The 16909-nt window shown below is 61.6% G+C and carries 19 protein-coding genes; 6 read left to right on the forward strand and 13 right to left on the reverse strand.

The genetic code is table 11. The features are described from left to right. Positions 1-170: 170 nt before the first annotated feature. Together EVC45_RS26915 and EVC45_RS26920 are read right to left on the reverse strand one after the other, a co-directional pair. Positions 171-1577, reverse strand: coding sequence for a hypothetical protein (locus EVC45_RS26915; RefSeq protein WP_129961250.1), 1407 nt, complete (start codon positions 1575-1577; stop codon positions 171-173). After that, positions 1574-1840 carry a hypothetical protein gene (locus EVC45_RS26920; RefSeq protein ID WP_013094719.1) on the reverse strand — a complete coding sequence of 89 codons (267 nt, stop codon included), beginning with the start codon at positions 1838-1840 and terminating at the stop codon, positions 1574-1576. The genes EVC45_RS26915 and EVC45_RS26920 overlap by 4 nt, the downstream gene beginning before the upstream one ends. Positions 1841-2476: 636 nt before the next feature. On the opposite strand from EVC45_RS26920, the gene EVC45_RS26925 reads away from it, so the two are divergent. The 5 genes from EVC45_RS26925 (at position 2477) to EVC45_RS26945 (ending at position 4937) form a co-directional block, all read left to right on the forward strand. Continuing rightward, the gene (locus EVC45_RS26925) at positions 2477-3076 is read left to right on the forward strand and encodes a DUF1845 domain-containing protein (RefSeq protein ID WP_129961251.1); all 600 of its coding nucleotides are present in this window, start codon (positions 2477-2479) and stop codon (positions 3074-3076) included. Positions 3077-3168: 92 nt separating this feature from the next. After that, the gene (locus EVC45_RS26930; RefSeq protein WP_248295267.1) at positions 3169-4017 is read left to right on the forward strand and encodes a hypothetical protein; all 849 of its coding nucleotides are present in this window, start codon (positions 3169-3171) and stop codon (positions 4015-4017) included. A gap of 12 nt (positions 4018-4029) precedes the next feature. Further along, positions 4030-4422 carry a polymer-forming cytoskeletal protein gene (locus EVC45_RS26935; protein ID WP_129961252.1) on the forward strand — a complete coding sequence of 131 codons (393 nt, stop codon included), beginning with the start codon at positions 4030-4032 and terminating at the stop codon, positions 4420-4422. Between the two features lie 39 nt (positions 4423-4461). Further along, entirely contained in the window at positions 4462-4746 is a 285-nt protein-coding gene (locus tag EVC45_RS26940; RefSeq protein ID WP_129961253.1) for a hypothetical protein, read from the forward strand. Beyond that, a complete protein-coding gene (locus EVC45_RS26945) occupies positions 4734-4937 on the forward strand; it encodes a hypothetical protein (RefSeq protein ID WP_129961254.1) in 204 nt (67 codons plus the stop codon). The genes EVC45_RS26940 and EVC45_RS26945 overlap by 13 nt, the downstream gene beginning before the upstream one ends. Before the next feature lie 63 nt (positions 4938-5000). Here the strand turns inward: EVC45_RS26945 and EVC45_RS26950 are convergent, their stop codons facing one another. The 4 genes from EVC45_RS26950 to EVC45_RS26965 all read right to left on the reverse strand — a co-directional run bounded on the left by EVC45_RS26950 (position 5001) and on the right by EVC45_RS26965 (position 9805). Beyond that, complete coding sequence (locus EVC45_RS26950) at positions 5001-6275, reverse strand: RNA-guided endonuclease TnpB family protein (protein WP_129961255.1); 1275 nt, start codon at positions 6273-6275, stop codon at positions 5001-5003. 184 nt (positions 6276-6459) lie between these two features. Continuing rightward, a complete protein-coding gene (locus tag EVC45_RS26955; RefSeq protein WP_129961256.1) occupies positions 6460-7179 on the reverse strand; it encodes a hypothetical protein in 720 nt (239 codons plus the stop codon). Positions 7180-7197: 18 nt separating this feature from the next. Beyond that, a complete protein-coding gene (locus tag EVC45_RS26960; RefSeq protein ID WP_129961257.1) occupies positions 7198-8904 on the reverse strand; it encodes an ATP-dependent helicase in 1707 nt (568 codons plus the stop codon). A 13-nt stretch (positions 8905-8917) separates the two neighbouring features. Continuing rightward, the gene (locus tag EVC45_RS26965) at positions 8918-9805 is read right to left on the reverse strand and encodes an ATPase (RefSeq protein WP_129961258.1); all 888 of its coding nucleotides are present in this window, start codon (positions 9803-9805) and stop codon (positions 8918-8920) included. A gap of 304 nt (positions 9806-10109) precedes the next feature. On the opposite strand from EVC45_RS26965, the gene EVC45_RS26970 reads away from it, so the two are divergent. Then, entirely contained in the window at positions 10110-10511 is a 402-nt protein-coding gene (locus tag EVC45_RS26970) for a hypothetical protein (RefSeq protein WP_129961259.1), read from the forward strand. An 84-nt stretch (positions 10512-10595) separates the two neighbouring features. On the opposite strand, the gene EVC45_RS26975 is transcribed toward EVC45_RS26970, so the two are convergent. From EVC45_RS26975 to EVC45_RS27005, 7 genes are read right to left on the reverse strand one after another with little or no spacing between them, the layout of a single operon-like run. Continuing rightward, positions 10596-11201, reverse strand: coding sequence for a DUF4400 domain-containing protein (locus EVC45_RS26975; protein WP_129961260.1), 606 nt, complete (start codon positions 11199-11201; stop codon positions 10596-10598). Then, entirely contained in the window at positions 11191-11472 is a 282-nt protein-coding gene (locus EVC45_RS26980) for a hypothetical protein (RefSeq protein WP_129961261.1), read from the reverse strand. The genes EVC45_RS26975 and EVC45_RS26980 overlap by 11 nt, the downstream gene beginning before the upstream one ends. Beyond that, positions 11429-11947, reverse strand: a complete 519-nt coding sequence (locus EVC45_RS26985) for a hypothetical protein (RefSeq protein ID WP_129961262.1) — start codon at positions 11945-11947, stop codon at positions 11429-11431. The genes EVC45_RS26980 and EVC45_RS26985 overlap by 44 nt, the downstream gene beginning before the upstream one ends. 10 nt (positions 11948-11957) lie before the next feature. Next, on the reverse strand, positions 11958-13829 hold the full coding sequence (gene traD / locus EVC45_RS26990; RefSeq protein WP_129961263.1) for a conjugative transfer system coupling protein TraD: 1872 nt from the start codon (positions 13827-13829) through the stop codon (positions 11958-11960). Beyond that, positions 13826-15118, reverse strand: a complete 1293-nt coding sequence (locus tag EVC45_RS26995) for a TraI domain-containing protein (RefSeq protein WP_129961264.1) — start codon at positions 15116-15118, stop codon at positions 13826-13828. The genes traD and EVC45_RS26995 overlap by 4 nt, the downstream gene beginning before the upstream one ends. Next, entirely contained in the window at positions 15115-16155 is a 1041-nt protein-coding gene (locus EVC45_RS27000) for a type IV secretion system protein (protein ID WP_248295268.1), read from the reverse strand. The genes EVC45_RS26995 and EVC45_RS27000 overlap by 4 nt, the downstream gene beginning before the upstream one ends. Before the next feature lie 17 nt (positions 16156-16172). Then, the gene (locus EVC45_RS27005) at positions 16173-16907 is read right to left on the reverse strand and encodes a type VI secretion protein (protein ID WP_129961266.1); all 735 of its coding nucleotides are present in this window, start codon (positions 16905-16907) and stop codon (positions 16173-16175) included. Between the last annotated feature and the right edge of the window lie 2 nt (positions 16908-16909).

Consider the following 16909-nt stretch of genomic DNA (forward strand, 5'->3'; position numbering starts at 1 on the left):
CTTTGTGAATAACAGGGAAATGGCCGCATCTAGCGGCATGGCTTCGATGCGCAAATGCGCGGTCGAAAACACTTGAGCAAACACCAGCTTTCTGAAATGTTCTCGCTACGGGTATGGAGAGAGCCAGCCCCGAAGGGCTGGCAGGAAGGTTTTGGAAAGGGATGAAACCGTCAGTCGAAGAACGTCGTCTGCCTGGTCGCCGCGATCTCGCGATCGAGTGCTGCGCGATCAGTCAGTGCCTTCTCCAGACGCTCGTTCATGCTGTCGACATCCTGCGGCCGCTCGACCCATCCACGTCCATAGGTGGTGTGCGCAAAGAGCCGGAAATCTTCCTTCCGGTTTTCCGCGCTTAACCCGAGACGCTTCAGCAGGTCCGACATACGGTCCAGCTTGTCGGCGAGCGTTTCGACTGCATCGTCCGCGCTGCCGTCAGTTTGCGATGACGGCGCGTTGGGATGCGCATGACCTGCTTCGGCTGCGTCCGCAACCTGTACCGGCTGCTGCCGCCCGGATGCCTGTTGATCTGGCGTTGGGTCGCTGTGGTCGAGAGAGCTCTCACCGCGCGTTCCCTCATCAGCAATGGCGACTGGAAAGCCACCCGCAAGGGGAACAACGTTGCCACCGGCCTCGAGCAAGGCAACCGCCTGTGCGGCCGCTTCGATTGCCGGCACGGCATCATCGGCGCCGTCAAGCAGCGCACCGATGTCGATGTCAGCGTCGAGCACCGTGAGCAGTTGCTTTGCCCGAACCGCTTCGCCGTTTTCGTTGATGCGCGTGATGTCGAACTCGCGCTTCGTGATCCAGAATCGCGTCCCGGTCAGTTTGCCTCTGGCAAGCTGCACGGTCTGCATGGCCGAATACGCCTTCTGAAGCACGTAGATCGAATTCGTCGGCAACTCGATGAGCCCCAGACCCTTGATGTCCGGCACAGCGAAGACGAAACTCGCTGATAGGTTGCAATGTCGCGCCTGATACTGCGGACACTGTTCGGGGTCACAGATGCCATCAGGAATCGCTTCATCCTGTCGCCGGATGACCGTGCGGCCGCCGAAGTGGCGAACCGCGCGTTGCGCTCGCTGATCCCGCTCCATCTTTGCGTACGTCATGCAATAGCGGATGCCATCGCGTTCGTATTGCGAGAAGAACTTGCGACCATTGGTGCCGTACACCGCCATCTGGTTGGGCAGGTTCTGCATCCAGTCGTTGAACGCGAACAGCACTGGAAAGCGATAGAGCTTGAGTCCCTCGCCACGATCCTCGCCGTACAGCCTGAGGATTTCGGCGGCGACGTCGGGATTGGTGAAATCCGAGCGGCGACACGTGAAATACGGTGTGTTTTTCGGCGCGAGTGCGTTTTTCAGGTTGCACTTCGATTCGATCACCTTGCCGATCGTGTCGAACGAATCACCCGCCGCAACCATGTCGTTATAGATCTCAACGGCGCGACTGTTGGCTCGGGCTTTCGATGTGAGCACCTTGATACCGGGCCGGATGTGTCCGATCACCGGCGGGCGCAAGGCCCGTTCTTCAACGACACTGCGCACAGGGCCGTTGAGCATGCTGGGAACTGCATTCATGAGGGTTTTCTCGCAAGGAAAAAGATCGCTGTCGTGCGCAGCTCGCTGGCCGACTGCTCCAGTTCGTGCGCCGCCGCCTCGCCGCGGCGTTCAGCAACATGTGAAAGAAAAACGCGGCGCTCGGGATCGCTGAACGTCGCGAACCGTGCTACCTCGCACCGCGTGCGCCATGCTGGCGATGCGGTATCTGCAGATGCGCGTTCCTGGGCGATCGTGTCGCTGATCGCCTGGGCAATGCGCTGGTCAAGGCGGTCGGGAAGCATGGAAGACCTCCGTACGGGACAGGAACTAAAGGACGAAAAAAAAGCGCGTTCCTCGGTCAGAGGAGCGCGCTTCGGGATTCGGATGAAATGACCCGAGCGCCACAACCCTTCTGGGGTCGTGGCGCTCAGGGAGCCGTGAGGCTCACAGTCGGGAACGTTAGGTCGTTCCCGCGCAGCATGGTCACGCTGCGCAACAGCCCATTTTCGGAAAATTCATTCCGCCGCAGGATCACGGATCAGTCCACTACGATCGTTCTACCCAGACGGGCTCTGGAGAGAGAACACCCGAATGATCCGGGTCCGAACGATGTCGCGGCGCAAATGAATGCGACCGGCGACGAGTTTTATGACTGAATGAATGGGGAGCACGGGCTAGGCGCTCATCAGCAGAACATTCCACACCAGTTGCCGGCTGGTCGGAGCATGCACAAGGGCACGACATGGGACAGAAGATGGACTCCGGGCTAGCCGGGGTCAGGTCGATGCGTCAGGGACGCGAGAAGTAGAGTCAGTATTGCCCAAAACGCTGCCGCCAATCCCCCGAAAGATCACGAAAACGGCATAGCTTTTGCCTGAATTCGTCAGAGGACTCACGTTGAAAATGGACGGTGAGAGAGACCACACCTGAATATAACCATGGCCGCAGTCCGTGATTTCCCACCTGAGCCCGAACGGCAGCCGCAGGGCACCGCCGGGCGCCCCGCACTCAGTGTCCCTTCAGCATCCGGTAGCGGGCTGAAGCCCATCGAACGCCTCACAAGCGACGGCCGGATTGAGCGGATCAATCCGGAGACCGATGCGAAAACGGTGCTTCGGTACAGCTCGCAGTTCGCCCGCAACTACATCAGGTCCGACTACAACTTCTGCGCGTCGAAGATTGCCGTCGCGCGGGGAGGCAAGGTCAAGGCTCTGGAGAAGGCGTTGCGCGACACCTCGAACTGGCTCGGCAAGACCGATGAGTGGCTGGCCCGGCACGAAGCGCGTCGGCTCGAAATGCCGCACGAACTGATCGAACTGACTGTCACGCGTCCGCTCGCGGGTCTGCTGGTGCGATGCCTGACGCAGTATGACCGGATCTTCGTGCGATCCACCGAGCGCATGATCGAGCGAAAGATCACGGACCAGGATCGCGCAAACATTCTCGCGAATGCGGAGCGCCGGCTCAAACACATCGTTCAGGTGTGCATGCCCGACAACGACCAGTACGACTTCGACGGCCAGCGCCGCGAAAGCTGACTGCTTCGACCTCTCACGCCTACTTCAGATCGCGGCCCACTTGACTTCGTGGCCGCATGGGTACGCTCGACTTGTCACCCTGTGAGGAACATATGGATCTACGGCAAATTCAGGCACTGCACGCCCAGTATTCGGGGCAACCCGTCGTCATCGACATCACCCGCCACACTGCCGCGATGCCGGCGCTACCGGCACCCGAAGGCGGCAAATCGCTACGCTCCCAGGGTGCCGCAATGACCGCGGCACTGCGCACGGCAAGACGCTCTGCCGTGATCGCTGTGGCCATTGCCGCGCTTGCTGGTCTGGCGGGGATGAGTGCAGCGCGGGTGTGGCACGCGACGCGCGAGAATATTCATCCGGCGCCGATCGCCGTGGCTCCGGCATCCGCTCAGGTTCCTGGTACTTCGCAATCCGTGGGCGACGGCACGATGCCGATCAATGCGGCGCCCGCGAAGCCATTGACGGCGGGTGACCTCGAAGTTCCAAAGGCAACCGGACCGTCCGGCCTCGCGAGCGTCGACGCGCGTTCGCTCGCGATGCCGGCCGCGGCTGCGGGAACCGATATTCGCGCGGCCACCCCATCCACCAATCCGGAACAGCGCGCCGCGGCCTCTCCGATCCACGCGCAACGCCCGACTGCCCCTGCACAGACAGCCGCGCTGGCGATCACACCGCAGACTCAGGCACCAGCACCGGCACCGGCGCCAGCGCCCTCGCCATCGCAGAGCGCGCCGACACCCACAACCTCGACTCCGACCACAACGGCGGCCGCGACGCCGGCGGAGCAGCCGCATGGACCGGCCAGGCCAGCCTCTCGGCCATTGCATCACCTCACCCGTCACCAGCCGACGGCGAACGACGAGCCCGCTGCGCCGTCGACCACAACGCCCGCGCCGTCGAAAGCGCCCGCCGCGAAATCCGGCGACGTTCAACTGTTCTAGGAGCCCGCCCCCATGAAAACACAAGGTCCCAACGTCACCCTGCTTTGCGCGGGCCTGTCGGTTCACGGCAGCGTGATTCTCGATCACGGTCTGAGCCTTTTTGGCATCGTCGATGGTGACGTGGTCTCCAATACCGGCCTGCTGCACGTCGGTCAGGGCGGCATGGTCAAGGGGCAGGTTCAGGGCGAGCACGTCCGGATCGACGGCACGGTTGAAGGCGACGTGCACGCGCGCGGCATCCTCGAGATTAACGGTCGCGTGATAGGGAATGTCTACTACTACGGGACGATCCGTCTCGGCCCGCGTGCGTCCCTCGAAGGGCAGGTCAAGCGCAAGAGCGATCTGACAATAGAGAACGCGGCAAGCAACGTCCAGCAGTTGGCGCGCGCCGCATCAAATACCTGAGCCGAACGCGTATAACTATTTTCAACAGGAGAATCAAGGATGCACAGTTTCAGCAAGGTCTTCAGTCCGTTCCTCATTGCCGGCGCATTGGTGGCCAGTGCACAAGCCGAAACAGCGCCCGCTCGTGAACAGCTGGACGCAGCGCTCTATAAGGACGGCGTTCCGATCGTGACTGGCTCGTCAATCATTGGCGACGATGGCAAAGCCCCATTCGTTATTTCGAACGGAGAGAACATCGGCTATGGTCATTGCACGAATCTGTGGGGCGCGGCCTGTTTATCGCACCAGCCATGGTCGACGGGAATAAGGCAATGGTTTCCGTGACCGTTCACGACACGGAATTCATGGGCAAGTCGGAAGACGGGCCAGCCGACTGTCGTTCCCAGGTCGTGAATACGAAGGGCCTGGTAGTCGAAAAACGCAACGTGGTGGTCGCAGATGGCCAGACTATCGACGTGCCGCTCGGCGACACACATTATCGCCTCGCGCTGAAGCTTCACCACGCGGACCTTTGACATCCTCCTCCCCCTCGACCTTCGGTCGCCGCTTTCGCGGGAAGGGGGAGAATTCCTACGGCGCTACGCATGAGAAACTGTATGCATAGTCACTTCGGCGGGTTCCTGCTTCACAGAGCGGCCCGACTGCACCGGCTCTCCACAGGCGATCCGGGCTGTGCATGCGCACCCGGGCGAAGCGTCGCCCGTGTCCTGCCCTTCGTCCCGCAATGCAGCCGATCCGCGGGAAAGAATGTTGATTGCACCGACCACGTCGGCATGATTTTCGTATCCGCACGCGGCGCACAGAAACTTCGCCTGAGACGTGCGGTTCTCAGCTGAGACGTGGCTGCAGCACGGGCAGGTTCTGCTCGTGTTGCGCGGGTGTACCAGAACAAAGAATCCGCCGCACCACGCCGTCTTGTACTCCAGTTGCCGACGAAACTCTCCCCAACCCTGATCGAGAATCGCCTTGTTGAGTCCCGACTTTGCACGCACGTTGCGTCCCGGTGCTTCAAGCGTTCCCGATGCGGACTTCGACATGTTGCGCACTTTCAGGTCTTCGACGGCGATCATCGCGTGGTTTTTGCTGATCGTGGCCAAGGCCTTGTGCAGGAAGTCCGAACGGACATTGGCGATACGCGCGTGGATGCGCTGGATACGGGCCTTCGCTTTCTTCCAGTTCGCCGAACCCTTGACCTTGCGCCCCATGCGGCGCTGGTACTTTGCGAGACGCTGTTCGTGCTTTCTGAAACTGTTGAGCGGTGCGATGAACGTGCTGTCGCTCAGCGTGGCGAAGCGCGTGATGCCGACATCAATCCCGACGGCCGGACCGTGAGGCACAGACGCCTCGACTTCACGCGTCGTGAGGATAGAGACGTACCACTTGCCGGCGTGCAGCGACACGGTTGCGCTGCGGACCTCGCCAGGCACCGCACGGCTATTGCGATAGCGCAGCCAGCCGAGTTTCGGAAGCCTGACGCGGCCGTTCGCACAATCGACCTCGACACGCTGCGGAAACCGGAAGCTATCGCGTTCTCCCTTGCGCCTGAAGCGCGGAAAACTGGCGCGACCATCGAAGAAGTTGGTGTAGGCGCGCTCCAGATCCTTGAGCGCCTGCTGGCCGACTTGCGAATGCAGGTCGGCCAGCCACGGCGTATCTGTGCTGTTGCGCCATTCGGTGAGCTGTTTGCACAGCCCGGCGTATCCGAGCTTCTTCTCGCCGCCTTTGTAGCGCTCAACCTGCAACGCCAGCGCCCTGTTGAAGACGAACCGGCACGCGCCCGCGAACTGGCACATCTTGTGCACCTGTTCACCGGTCGGCATCAGTTCGAATTTGAAGGCTTGAAGTCGTTGCATATGCACAGGATATCAGCATGCTGACGTTGTCAAGGACGCCTGCGGCGTCCGCGCTTTCCATCCCCGCCCCGTGAACGACGGGGCTTTCCGCGCTTTTGGTAATTACCGGGCCACGATAGAACAAAGGGCGCTCCCGTCAGTGAAGCGCCCTCTGCATGTGCGCCGGACCACGTCCGCGTCCACGTCATAGAGGTGCAGGAGCCCTATGGAAAAGCGCACGATAGCCCGGCAGGTTTATGAGCAACCGCTTCCGGTCAACCGCCAGGCCGCGTGCCTCAAACCAGGTCGCGAGCCAGTCGATAGCTCTTTCGAGTGCGTGCTCGTTCGCCTCAGAGGCGAAGCGAAGTGCGTGGTGACCGAGCAATGCGGCATACTGCGCCGAATTTGCCAGAAAGAAAAACGGCGACGCGACACGGGCACGCTGCCACGCCAACGAGAACAGCTCCGCGATCTCGCTGGCCTCCAGTAACGGGACCTGATCCTCCCCGATGTCCGTCACCATCGTCAGGTTCATCGGCGACACGAACTGCCGGTCCGGTCGCGCGCCAACCTTTGCGAACACCGGCCTGTTCTCCGCGTGCCAGGATTCCAGCGCGTCCGTTCCGACCCAGACTCGTGAGCGAAGGTTCTCGTTCAGCCATGTACGGCATTGCGGCTGGCTCACGAGCGAAAAGCCTGAGACGGCGAGCGGGGCCCAGTCATCGCGTCCGACGGCGAGGTAGGAGAAGTCGCCGTCGCTGTACGAATAGCAGAGGGCATCGAGACTTGCCCTGTCGAACTCAAAGGCCGATGCCCGGTGTCGATGCGGCGCAACCGATGGCACGACGACCTGCGAGGCAGCGTCAACCGGCATAAGGGATGAGGCAGGCACATAGCCAAGCCTGCGAAGCAGTCGATCGAGCATGGAAACTCCAGATAATGATCAGCGTGCTTCCGATTCGATGACGAATCGCGACACGGGATTTTTCTTGATCGTGGCGATGACCAGACTGTCACGCGCCCGTGTCATCGCGACGTAGAACAGGCGCCGCTCCTCCGATTCGGTGCTTTTCTCGTCCGGTACGACACCCTCTTCGGCGCGCGTGATCCAGACGTGGTCCCACTCCAGCCCTTTCGAACTGTGCATCGTGGTCAGCACGAGCGCGCCGTCTGCGGGCTTGTTGTTGTCCCGTTTGAGATATTCGATCCGCTCGGCGAACGTGCCGTTCAGTCGCGACAGCACGTCGTACGTGCCCTGGATTGCGCGAATCGCCGGATCGGCCTTCGCATAGGTCATCATCAGTTCCAGCACGCCATCGAGCGCAAGCGAATAGAACTGGCGCTCACACATCAGTTGCCATTCGCCCAGGCGCTTCATGAACGCGCGGTACGCGGTGGCCGTCTCTTCGGGCAGACCTAGCGCGACAAGATCCTTTTTCTGCCGTTGTACAAGCGCCGAGCCCATGTCGCGGTGCAATGAGCCCAGGTGCGCAGAACTCATTCCCATGTAGCCCAGGACCGCATCAAGCCCGTTCTGCTTGCGGCCTTCGACGATTTCGAGCAGATTGCACATGAGCGCGCCCTGCGGCCGGTTCAGTACCGAACTGCCGGACGCACGGAAGTACGGGACGCCGTGCGAGCGGCAAACCGCTTCGATCGGATCAAGTATACGGTTCGTGCGTGCAAGAATGGCGCACGACTTGCCGGACGCGAGCAGCGGTTGCAGGAATTCGACCGCGGCAATGGCGTCTGCATATTCGTCGTCGGACCGCTTCGTCGCGACCGAGCCGCCGGCGCCGCGTTCGGCCTGCAGCACCTTTGGAATGCGATCGGCGTTATGGCGGATCACCCGGTCGGCGGCCGAGAGGATTTCGCTGCGGCACCGGTAATTGCTGCCCAGCACGACCCGCTGCGCATTGAAGGATGCGGCGAAGCTCTCCATCCCGCGAAAGCCGAGCGCGGCGCGGAAGCCATAGATGCTCTGGTCATCGTCACCCACGACCGTCACCTGTGCCCCCGCTTTCGCATGAAGCTCGACCCACCGGTACTGCAACGGGTCAGTGTCCTGAAACTCGTCAACGAGCAGATCCGTGAAGCGGTACGGTTTGATATCGCCCGCCTCCATGCCTGCAACCGCGAGACGCAGCATGTCCTGGAAGTCGATCTTGCCGTTGCGCTCGAGCGCTGCCTGATAGGCCTCGTAGAGTTGCGCATCGGCGGTGCCGGCCTCGACACGACCAAAATTGGTCTTGATCCGCTCGATCACGGGCACGACTTCTTCAGGCTTCCATTCGAGGCCGAGTTCGGCGATGACACGGGTAATCAGGCCCATGCGATCGCCATCGGATGCGATGTCCCGCCGTTTTCCGCCGGGCTGGCCCAACTGCCGGAACGCCAGCGAGTGGAAGGTCCCGGCGATGAGCCGATTCTTCGCCTGGGTGCCCGAGAGCGCCAGGATGCGATCGCGCAGTTCCACCGCAGCGTCCTTGCTGAACGTGACGGCACCGACGATCGCGCCAGGCTGCGTCAGGAGGAGCGCGGCCTTGGCGGCAATCGTCTTCGTCTTGCCCGCGCCCGGACATGCGATCGCGACGCAGTGCCGGCGGTGCTCGGCAACCTCGCGCTGCTGGGGATTCAGGCCGTCAAGCATGATTGCGTCGCGCCTAGCGACCGCGCACCGTGGTCATCAGGCGCAGGTGGGTCATATACCCGCGCACGCCAATCGGATGGAACTTGCGCAGGAAGCGTGCGGTTTCCTCGTCGACGTCCGACTGGTCGCGAATGCCGTTCCAGATGAGAAAGTCGAAGTTGTCCATCACCTTGTCGAACTTCATCAGCAGCGACAGCAGACGCATCGAGAAACGCGAATACGCCTCAACCTCGATGGCGAGCGACGGCTTCGTCACCGTCGGCGCGAACACGATGTCGCCCTGGTCGCGCAGTTTCTGCTCGGTCTTCTCGCGGAAGTCCTTGGCCACGCCAAGCTGTTCATCGACATACGCTTCGAGTTCGGCAACCTGCTTCTCGAGCCAGGAAGTGACCGTGCCCTGATCCTCAGCGCCAAACGTCGAGCGGCCAAAGCGCTGCATGTTGATGCTCATGCGGTTCAGGTACGGCCACCACTGTTCGAACAGCGGCTTCAGGCGGGTGTGATTCAGCCGCACTGTCGCGGTCACTACTGCCGCGCCGGAAAGCTGACGCGCCATCAGTTCACGGCCGATTTCTCGGCGGCGTCGCACGATCGCTGCGCGCTCGGCCGGCGACAGCTCGCGGAACAGCTTGCGCGTGCGGGCGACCTGCTCACGCTTTTCCTCGGCTTCGGACTCGCTGATCATCCCTTCCTTCTGAAGGGTGGTTGCCGCGTCTTCCATCTGTTGCAGCTCGAGTTCGATCTCGCCGCCGTCCGCGCCATCCGTCGTCGCATTCTGGTCTGCCGCCGATGCACTTGCGACATCAGCACCGGTAGCCGGGCCGTCCGCTGCTGCAGGAATGTCGGTCGCCGACGGCTGGCTCAGGGCTTCAGTATTCGTCTCTTCGGAGATGGTGCTCATGTAGGGTGTCCTTTGGAAAGGTGCACGCGCACGCGCGCGGCATGTCCCTATTGTTGCGAGCCTCACCTCGCCCGGACCGTCAAAACATGTGTGATTTGAAGCATCTTTCCGACCAGTTGATGATCGTACCCGGGCAGAGTGCCACTCACCCGTCCATGCTCGCAGCCGCGAGCCCAGTCAATCCCGCTGGTCTCGGGAACCGGCTGGGAGCGCCTAAAGCGCCAGCGATTTCAACGTCAATCCACCGTCGGGTAAACTATGACGTGTTTTGACCTGGGGAATTTGAGGACGGGGAAAGAGCGAGATGATGAAAAGAACAGTCGTTAGTTTGTGCCTGCTTTTCAGTGCCGGCGCCGCCCATGCTGAGAACTGGGTTCAGCAGATCGACAGGCCTCATCGCGTCTACATTGATTTCGATTCAATACGTCATGAGGACGGGCTGACAAGCTTCCTGGAGAAGGAAACCTTTCCTAACCGGGTCAACACCCGGCTACCGCCGACATATCAGCAACAGGTCTTCTTCAGTCAGGCGATCTCTCAACAGATCGTGAATTGCGAGCGTCTGACAGTCATTCGCACGGAAACGACGTTGCTCGATGAATCGGGCGACGTGGTAGCCAGACAGCGGTTTGACGGGGCTAGCTGGGGTCGGGTCAAGGAACCGTGGCTGTATGGGGCACTGAAAAATCTCTGCCCCTCCAGATGAAACGGACAATCAGGGTGCCGTCAGCCGGCTGACGGCCTTAACCTGAAATGATGCGGTTTTCCATATAGCTTTCGGGCTAGCCGATCACTGGTAGGACGACGCCGCGTGCCACAGAAGCGCACCGAGAACCGCGGCGATAGCGATCCAGCACGGCGCGAGCACCGGGATCGGGGCGACGAGGACCGCAAAGGCAACACCGAACACCAGCAGGATGCCGTGGCCCGCCAGGTGAAACGACAGTGGACTGGCGAAGCCCGCCGCTGATGCCTTGATCTTGCGACGCATCGCGCCGTCGAAGAATGCCGCGACGCAGAAGATCAGCGTGCCGAAAATCCAGAGCCTCATGACGCTCGCGCGGTACACGACCCGGTACAGCTCGCGCCAGAAGTTGTGGATCCAGATGTGGGCGAACTCGGACACTCCCCCATCGCCGATATCACCGCCTCCCGTCGCGTCGATGGTTGCGCGCACCAGACCGGTTTGCACGAACCACGCCTTGAACCGTTCGTTGGTCTTCTCGACCACTTCGTCGGCCCTCTCCGCACCGAGAATCGCTGCGACCGACTCCGCTTCCTCGGGCGGCACCGAGAACAGCGACGGCTCAGGAATGGCGGGCATGATGAACACGGCAAGCAACGGCACGAAGAAGAACCACCACTTGACGTGGGAGACGAACCGGCTACTGGCCATGGATGTGCATCCATCCGATCAGGAACGACCCGATCCGCACCAGAAGGTAGACCGGAAATCCAACGAGCCCCGCGAGGCCAAGATAGAAATGCACAGGCCGCCGCGCAACAAAGAGCGCCAGTGCGAACGCCATCGCGTTCGGACCGCGCGAGAACTCGGCCGGTCGCCCGCCTTCAATCTCGTCGATCGCGCTGGCCGTCGACATCGCACGGCGCACGACGTCCGGTTCAACCCTCGATAGCTTCGCTATCAGAAAAGGCGTGAGCGACATCGTAGTCCTCGAAATAGAGCCGGAAGTTTTCGCCCGTCAGCGCGCGCGCGGCCAGCTGGAAGGCGGCCGAGCGCTGCGTGACCGATTCGGGGCAACGCTCGTCGAACATGACGGTTTCAAGCTTGCCGTAGCGTGCCTCGAACGTGGTCACCGGTTCGAACATCGGCGGCCAGACGTGATAGCGATCGCCGTCGATCGCCACGTAGCGGCGCGCATACAGCAGGTGCGCGCGGGAAAATAACCCCTGCATGAATGCGATGTGCGGGTTGCCCGTCTTGCGGGTGCGCTTGTAGGCGGCGAGCCCGCAGTCCAGCATCTCCTTGACGAGCGGCTCACTCTCGCCCATGAACTTCTCCCCGATGAAATCGGCCACGCGGGCGCAGGCGAGTTCAAGTTCCGGCGCCACCGTAAAGACGGGGATCAGACGGGAGGACAGCTTATGTTCGCGGATGATTTTTTTGAATACGGCAGACATGCGTAGGTTTTCAGCCTTGAAGGATGGGAATACGGCCCTGATAGACGGCGGCACCCGAAATGCGCATGAAGTATTGCAGGTTGGGCAGGCCGTGAATCAGGCGGGTTGGGATCAGCGGAACCTTCTCCAGTTGAAGCGAACGTGAAACGGACCCGGTAAATTCACCGATATGCGCTTCGCTGCCCGTGCTCGTACTGCCTGTGAGCGTCAGGTTGCGAATCGCGGTCTCCCCGACCTTGTCGGAAAACCACTGCGCGGTATCGCTGTCTTCCAATCTTAGAATTATCTGGTTGTTCAGATTGCCCAAAACCTGCAGCATTTTGGCGGCGTTTCCGAGCCGCGCTTCCAGATCCGCTCGCGCCTGGAATGCGACGAACGCCTTGAAGCCAGCGCCGCGCCCCTTGTTGAGAATCTGGATCACCTGTTCGTTGATCGCTTCTGCAATCTCGTCGATGATCAGCACCACTTCGGGCGGCGAATCGTAGAAGTTGTAGATTGAGCCGCACACCGCGGCCACGTCGGACAGGATCATCGACGCGATCGCTTTCTGCACGATGTTGTTCGACAGCGAATCGAGGCCCATGTACAGGACGGCCTTCTGCTTGATGACCTTGTCGATGTCCCAGATCTCGCGCTCGTCGTCGAAGTCGTCCGCCTTGGGCGCGAGCATCAGGCCCGTCTCCCCGGTTGCGAGCATCTGCAGCAGCGGTAGCGCCGACGCGATGATGCGCATGTAGTGCTCACGGTCGTGCACGTGCGTGGCAATCAGGCCGTCGATCGCTTCGTTGCCACGTTCCTGTGACGCGAACTGTGCGTTGTAGAGTCCGATCATCCCGTCGACGAGCGAGGCGGCATTGTTACGCTGACCCTGCCGGGTCGTTTCGGTGGCGACCTGTTGCTCCCAGTCGGTGAGCCCCCGTTCAACGAAGAAGCGCTTCAGTGCCTTTTCGAGCAGAGAAGTGATGCCCGACTGCGCATACTTGAGGATCGAGCGCAGGGTCGGCTTGTCGCCGATATAGAGCTCGCCCTTCACGGCGCGGTCGATGAACAGGAACGCGAAGTCCCGGAACGGCCCCTCCTCCATCAGCTGGGCGATGCGGCTCGGGATTTCCGACGGCTGCGACCAGTTTTCGATCGGGTTCAACCGGATCGACTCGGATGGCTTGGCCTGATTGAAGTACAGGAATTTGCGGCCGGCGCGCTGGCATTCCTTCTCGACGCGCCGCTTCCACTCCGCGTCGTTTTTCGGGTCAACGATGATGAGCACGTCGCCGAGGTGAATGACCTGGGTGGAGATAACCTCATAGGTACGGGTCTTGCCGGCGCCCGTCGTGCCGCCAACCAGGGTGTGACCACCCATCGCCTTGTAGTGAAACGGCACCAGCGCCTTTTTCGGCTCCATGCCGTGAATCCACGATGAACCTTGCGGCATGCGATCGCGGAGGCTGTCTTTCGGCGCGAAGATGCCCTCGATGGCCTCTTCGATCCTGCGGCCCGTCTTCGTCCTGTTGAGCCAGCGCGGCAGACCGGGAATATCGGTCGTCGGCATGCGCAGGATGTCATGTGCGATCTGGCAATGCTTCTGCGTCCACTCGTAGCCGATGCCGAGATACATCGAGTTCGCTTCCGTGCGCATCCGCTTCTGGATCTGAAGGAGCTTTGGCACCTCGAGCGTCGTCAGCCATTTGGTCGAGATAGCCATGCGGAAAGTCAGTGCGCGCCAGATCTGCAGGGAACGCAGCGCCAGAAACGCAAGTGCGACCAGTGCGAACGCCCAGCCATAGGGCATGCCCGAGAGGGGCAACAGCACGATCGCCGCCAGCCAGAACACCGCTGCGCGAACTTCGTAGATCGGCCTGAAATGGTTGATGTAGCTGGTCACGCTGGGCTCGCGAGTATGAGTTGTCCCGCGCGCGGCGCGAGGGTGACTTCGGTTGGCGCATCGGCGACCATCAGGCTGCGCTTGCGCATGTGTTCAACAAGGGTGCTGGCGGCGATGCCGTAGCTGCCAATCAGCCGCGTGGGCACGACCAGCCCCTTTTCGGTCCACTGCACTGCCGCCTTGCCACTGGCGACGTCTTCACCGAGTGCCTGAAAAAATTCGCGCACGGAGCCGGGGACGCCTTTGAGAACCTCGTCGAAGGTCGGCGCGTTCGACGGCTTCGGTTGACTCGCCGTCGTTGCTAGTGGGCGCATGGCGGTGGGATCGACCGCGGCGGACACTGGTGCCGGCGACGGCACGATCGGGGTATCCGCAGGCGTGGCGGGCAGAATCTCGCCCGTCGATCGTTCGACGGTCATGCCTGCCGCCGTCACAACAGCCGCCGCCTGCGTTGCTGTTGGAACTGGAGGAGCCGACGTTGGAGGCGGATTGTGTGGTGCTGCCGCGCTCGCACCTGGTACCGGTGCTCCCGGCGATGACACTGGCTCCAGCTCGGCCGCGACGTGTACGGCCGACGGCACAGCAAACTGCACGGGTGCGAACACACCACGCTGCGCCTTGCGGTCAAACTCGTCGGCCGTGCTCACGCCCTGGCGGACCACCTTGTGCAGCAGCGATTCGGCCTCGATCGGCCGCATGTTCGGATTGATCGCGCCAAAGAGTTCGGCGAGCACCTCGGCGTCGAGACCGGCGAGCAGCCCGGAGCCCACCAGCATCTGGGCCAGCATGCCGGTACGCATCCGCTCGACCGGCAGCGGGGTGTCGCGCCGCGCGAGGCGATATGGCGATCCGGCCAGCCACGGGCCGAACTGTCCGTGAACCGGTGGATTCCACAGCGCACGGTCGCTGTCCCGCTCGACGGCGAAATGCCGGTACGGTTCATCAAGCCGCGAGCACACGGCGGCCAGAAACACCGCATAGTTGTACTGCGGCTCGATGCGCCGGCGCTTTTCTGAAGGCAGATTGGTGCCGAACTTCTGGCCGCCAGCGAGCCGCATGGCGTAGAACGCGGTCTCGATCGTGGCGCGGAAGGCGCCGCCCGGTTCGCGGTACAGATCCGGGCTCAACGGCAACGACGAGAACCACGATGCGCAGGCGCGCAGCACTGCGAGCCACTTGCGCTCCAGCTCGCTCTGGGTGGCTTCGTTCGCACACTGCCCAATCAGGTCCACGCGACGCTGATACTCGCCGAGCAGCGCGTCCTCGGTCATAGGCGTATGCGCGGTCATAGCAGCGGCTTCGCCAGTTTGGCCAGCGCCCCGCCGGTTGCTCCCGTGCCGCCCCCGAACATGCCGGCGATCTTCGGAATCTCGAACGACACCAGGAACACGAAAAGCGAGAGGTCAAAGACGTAACCGGCCGACAGTGAAGTGGTCAGTCCCGCGCTGGCCGCGTCCTTGACTGCGTTGACGAGAGTACCCGTGACGAGCTTCATCATGATGGCGGCCACGACCATATACATGCCCGCGGTGATCATGAAGTCGAGCCATGACTTGAAGTAGCTCCGTGTGAATGACGAAAATCCGAGCGCAAACGCGATCTGGCCCATGACCGCGCCGCACGCAAACTGCAACTGCCCCACATTGATGTAGAACACGAAGATGACCGCCGTGATCGACAGGACAAACCAGGCAAGAAGCAGCGGTATAACGCCAATCAGCACCGAGATGTATTCGGTCCATGAGGCACCGGAGAACGCCTTGATGACCGCGTCGAAAAGCTGGCTGGCGGCATTGCCGATGATGCTGACCGAACTGCCCATGTTCGTGCCGCCGGCAATCTCTGACGACAGTGTCTGGAACCACTTGTAGAAGGACGGAACCCAGGTCGCGTAGCCGACGTAGAAGGATGCAAAAATGCCGAGCATCCCGAGCTCCTCGAAAAGCGCGATCCATGCCATGACCGGGTCTTTTGTTGCGGCGAAGCGGACCGCGGCCAGCACGATCGTGATAACCGCAAGGCCACTGGCGAACTTGTCCGATTCCTGGCTGATGCTCTGGCTTGCATCAGCGGCGGCACTGACCACCGAGGCAAACATCGCGTTGAGCTTCGCCATCGCATTCGCATTGGCCTGCCCAAGTTCTCCCGGCTTGACCAGCGACGCAGCCGTGGCACCCGAGCTCGACGGACTGGGCGTGTTGGAAGCGGGCACCACGGTGCCGTCCGGCAGGGTCGTAGGTTCGTCTGCGATCGCAAACCCTGGCCACGCGAACACACACAGCGGCACCAGCACCGTCAGAAAAAGCCGGTTCAGATAGCGAAGCATGTTCAGCCCTGCCCGCATCAGAAGCCATAGGACGCGCGTTCTGCGTCCTGTTGATCCAGGAAGCTTTTCGCGGCGGCTGAGCGGTTCTTGTCGTCCTCGTTGGCAATCGACTGCTTCTGTGCATCCTGCTGCTGTTTGCCGGCCGTCATCTGGATCAGGTCACTCATCTGGCTCGATACGATGTCCAGATAATGCGTCGTCATCTCAGCGGTTGCCTGTTGCGTCGGCGTGAGCGACATCTGCGACTGCAGTTCCTGGCGGCGTTTGGCCAGCGTCTGGGCGTGCACCATGACGTCATTGCCTGTCTGAAAGAGGCGCGTGGCCTCGTTATCACGCTGGTTGTAGAGCGTTGCCATGTCGGCGAACCACTGCGAATTCGACTTGCCCGAGCGGGAAATCAGTGTCTGGACGTGATTGATCCACTGACTGCCCTCGTTGAGGTCACCGTACATGTCAGTCAGGGTGCTTTTGAGCTGCGTGAACTTGCTGATGTCGCCGGTGATCTGGTCGTACTGCGCCTTCATGGCAGACGGGTCGAGGTTCGTCGCCTGCAGCAGCTGGTTTGCCATCATCTGGTACTGGTAGACGATGTTGCTGTCCTGATAGATCTCGGTCTTCACGGCCTTCGCCGCAGTGATGATGTTCTGCGCGAGGTTAGACGCGTCAATGACGGGCAGCACGGCGTTGGCAGCGTGCGACATACCGAGCATAAGGCCTGCGGCGAGCGTCAGGTGGCCAAGGATCATTTTCATCG

Origin of the sequence: Paraburkholderia sp. UYCP14C (assembly GCF_004197395.1) — a bacterium.
Classification (GTDB): Bacteria; Pseudomonadota; Gammaproteobacteria; order Burkholderiales; family Burkholderiaceae; genus Paraburkholderia.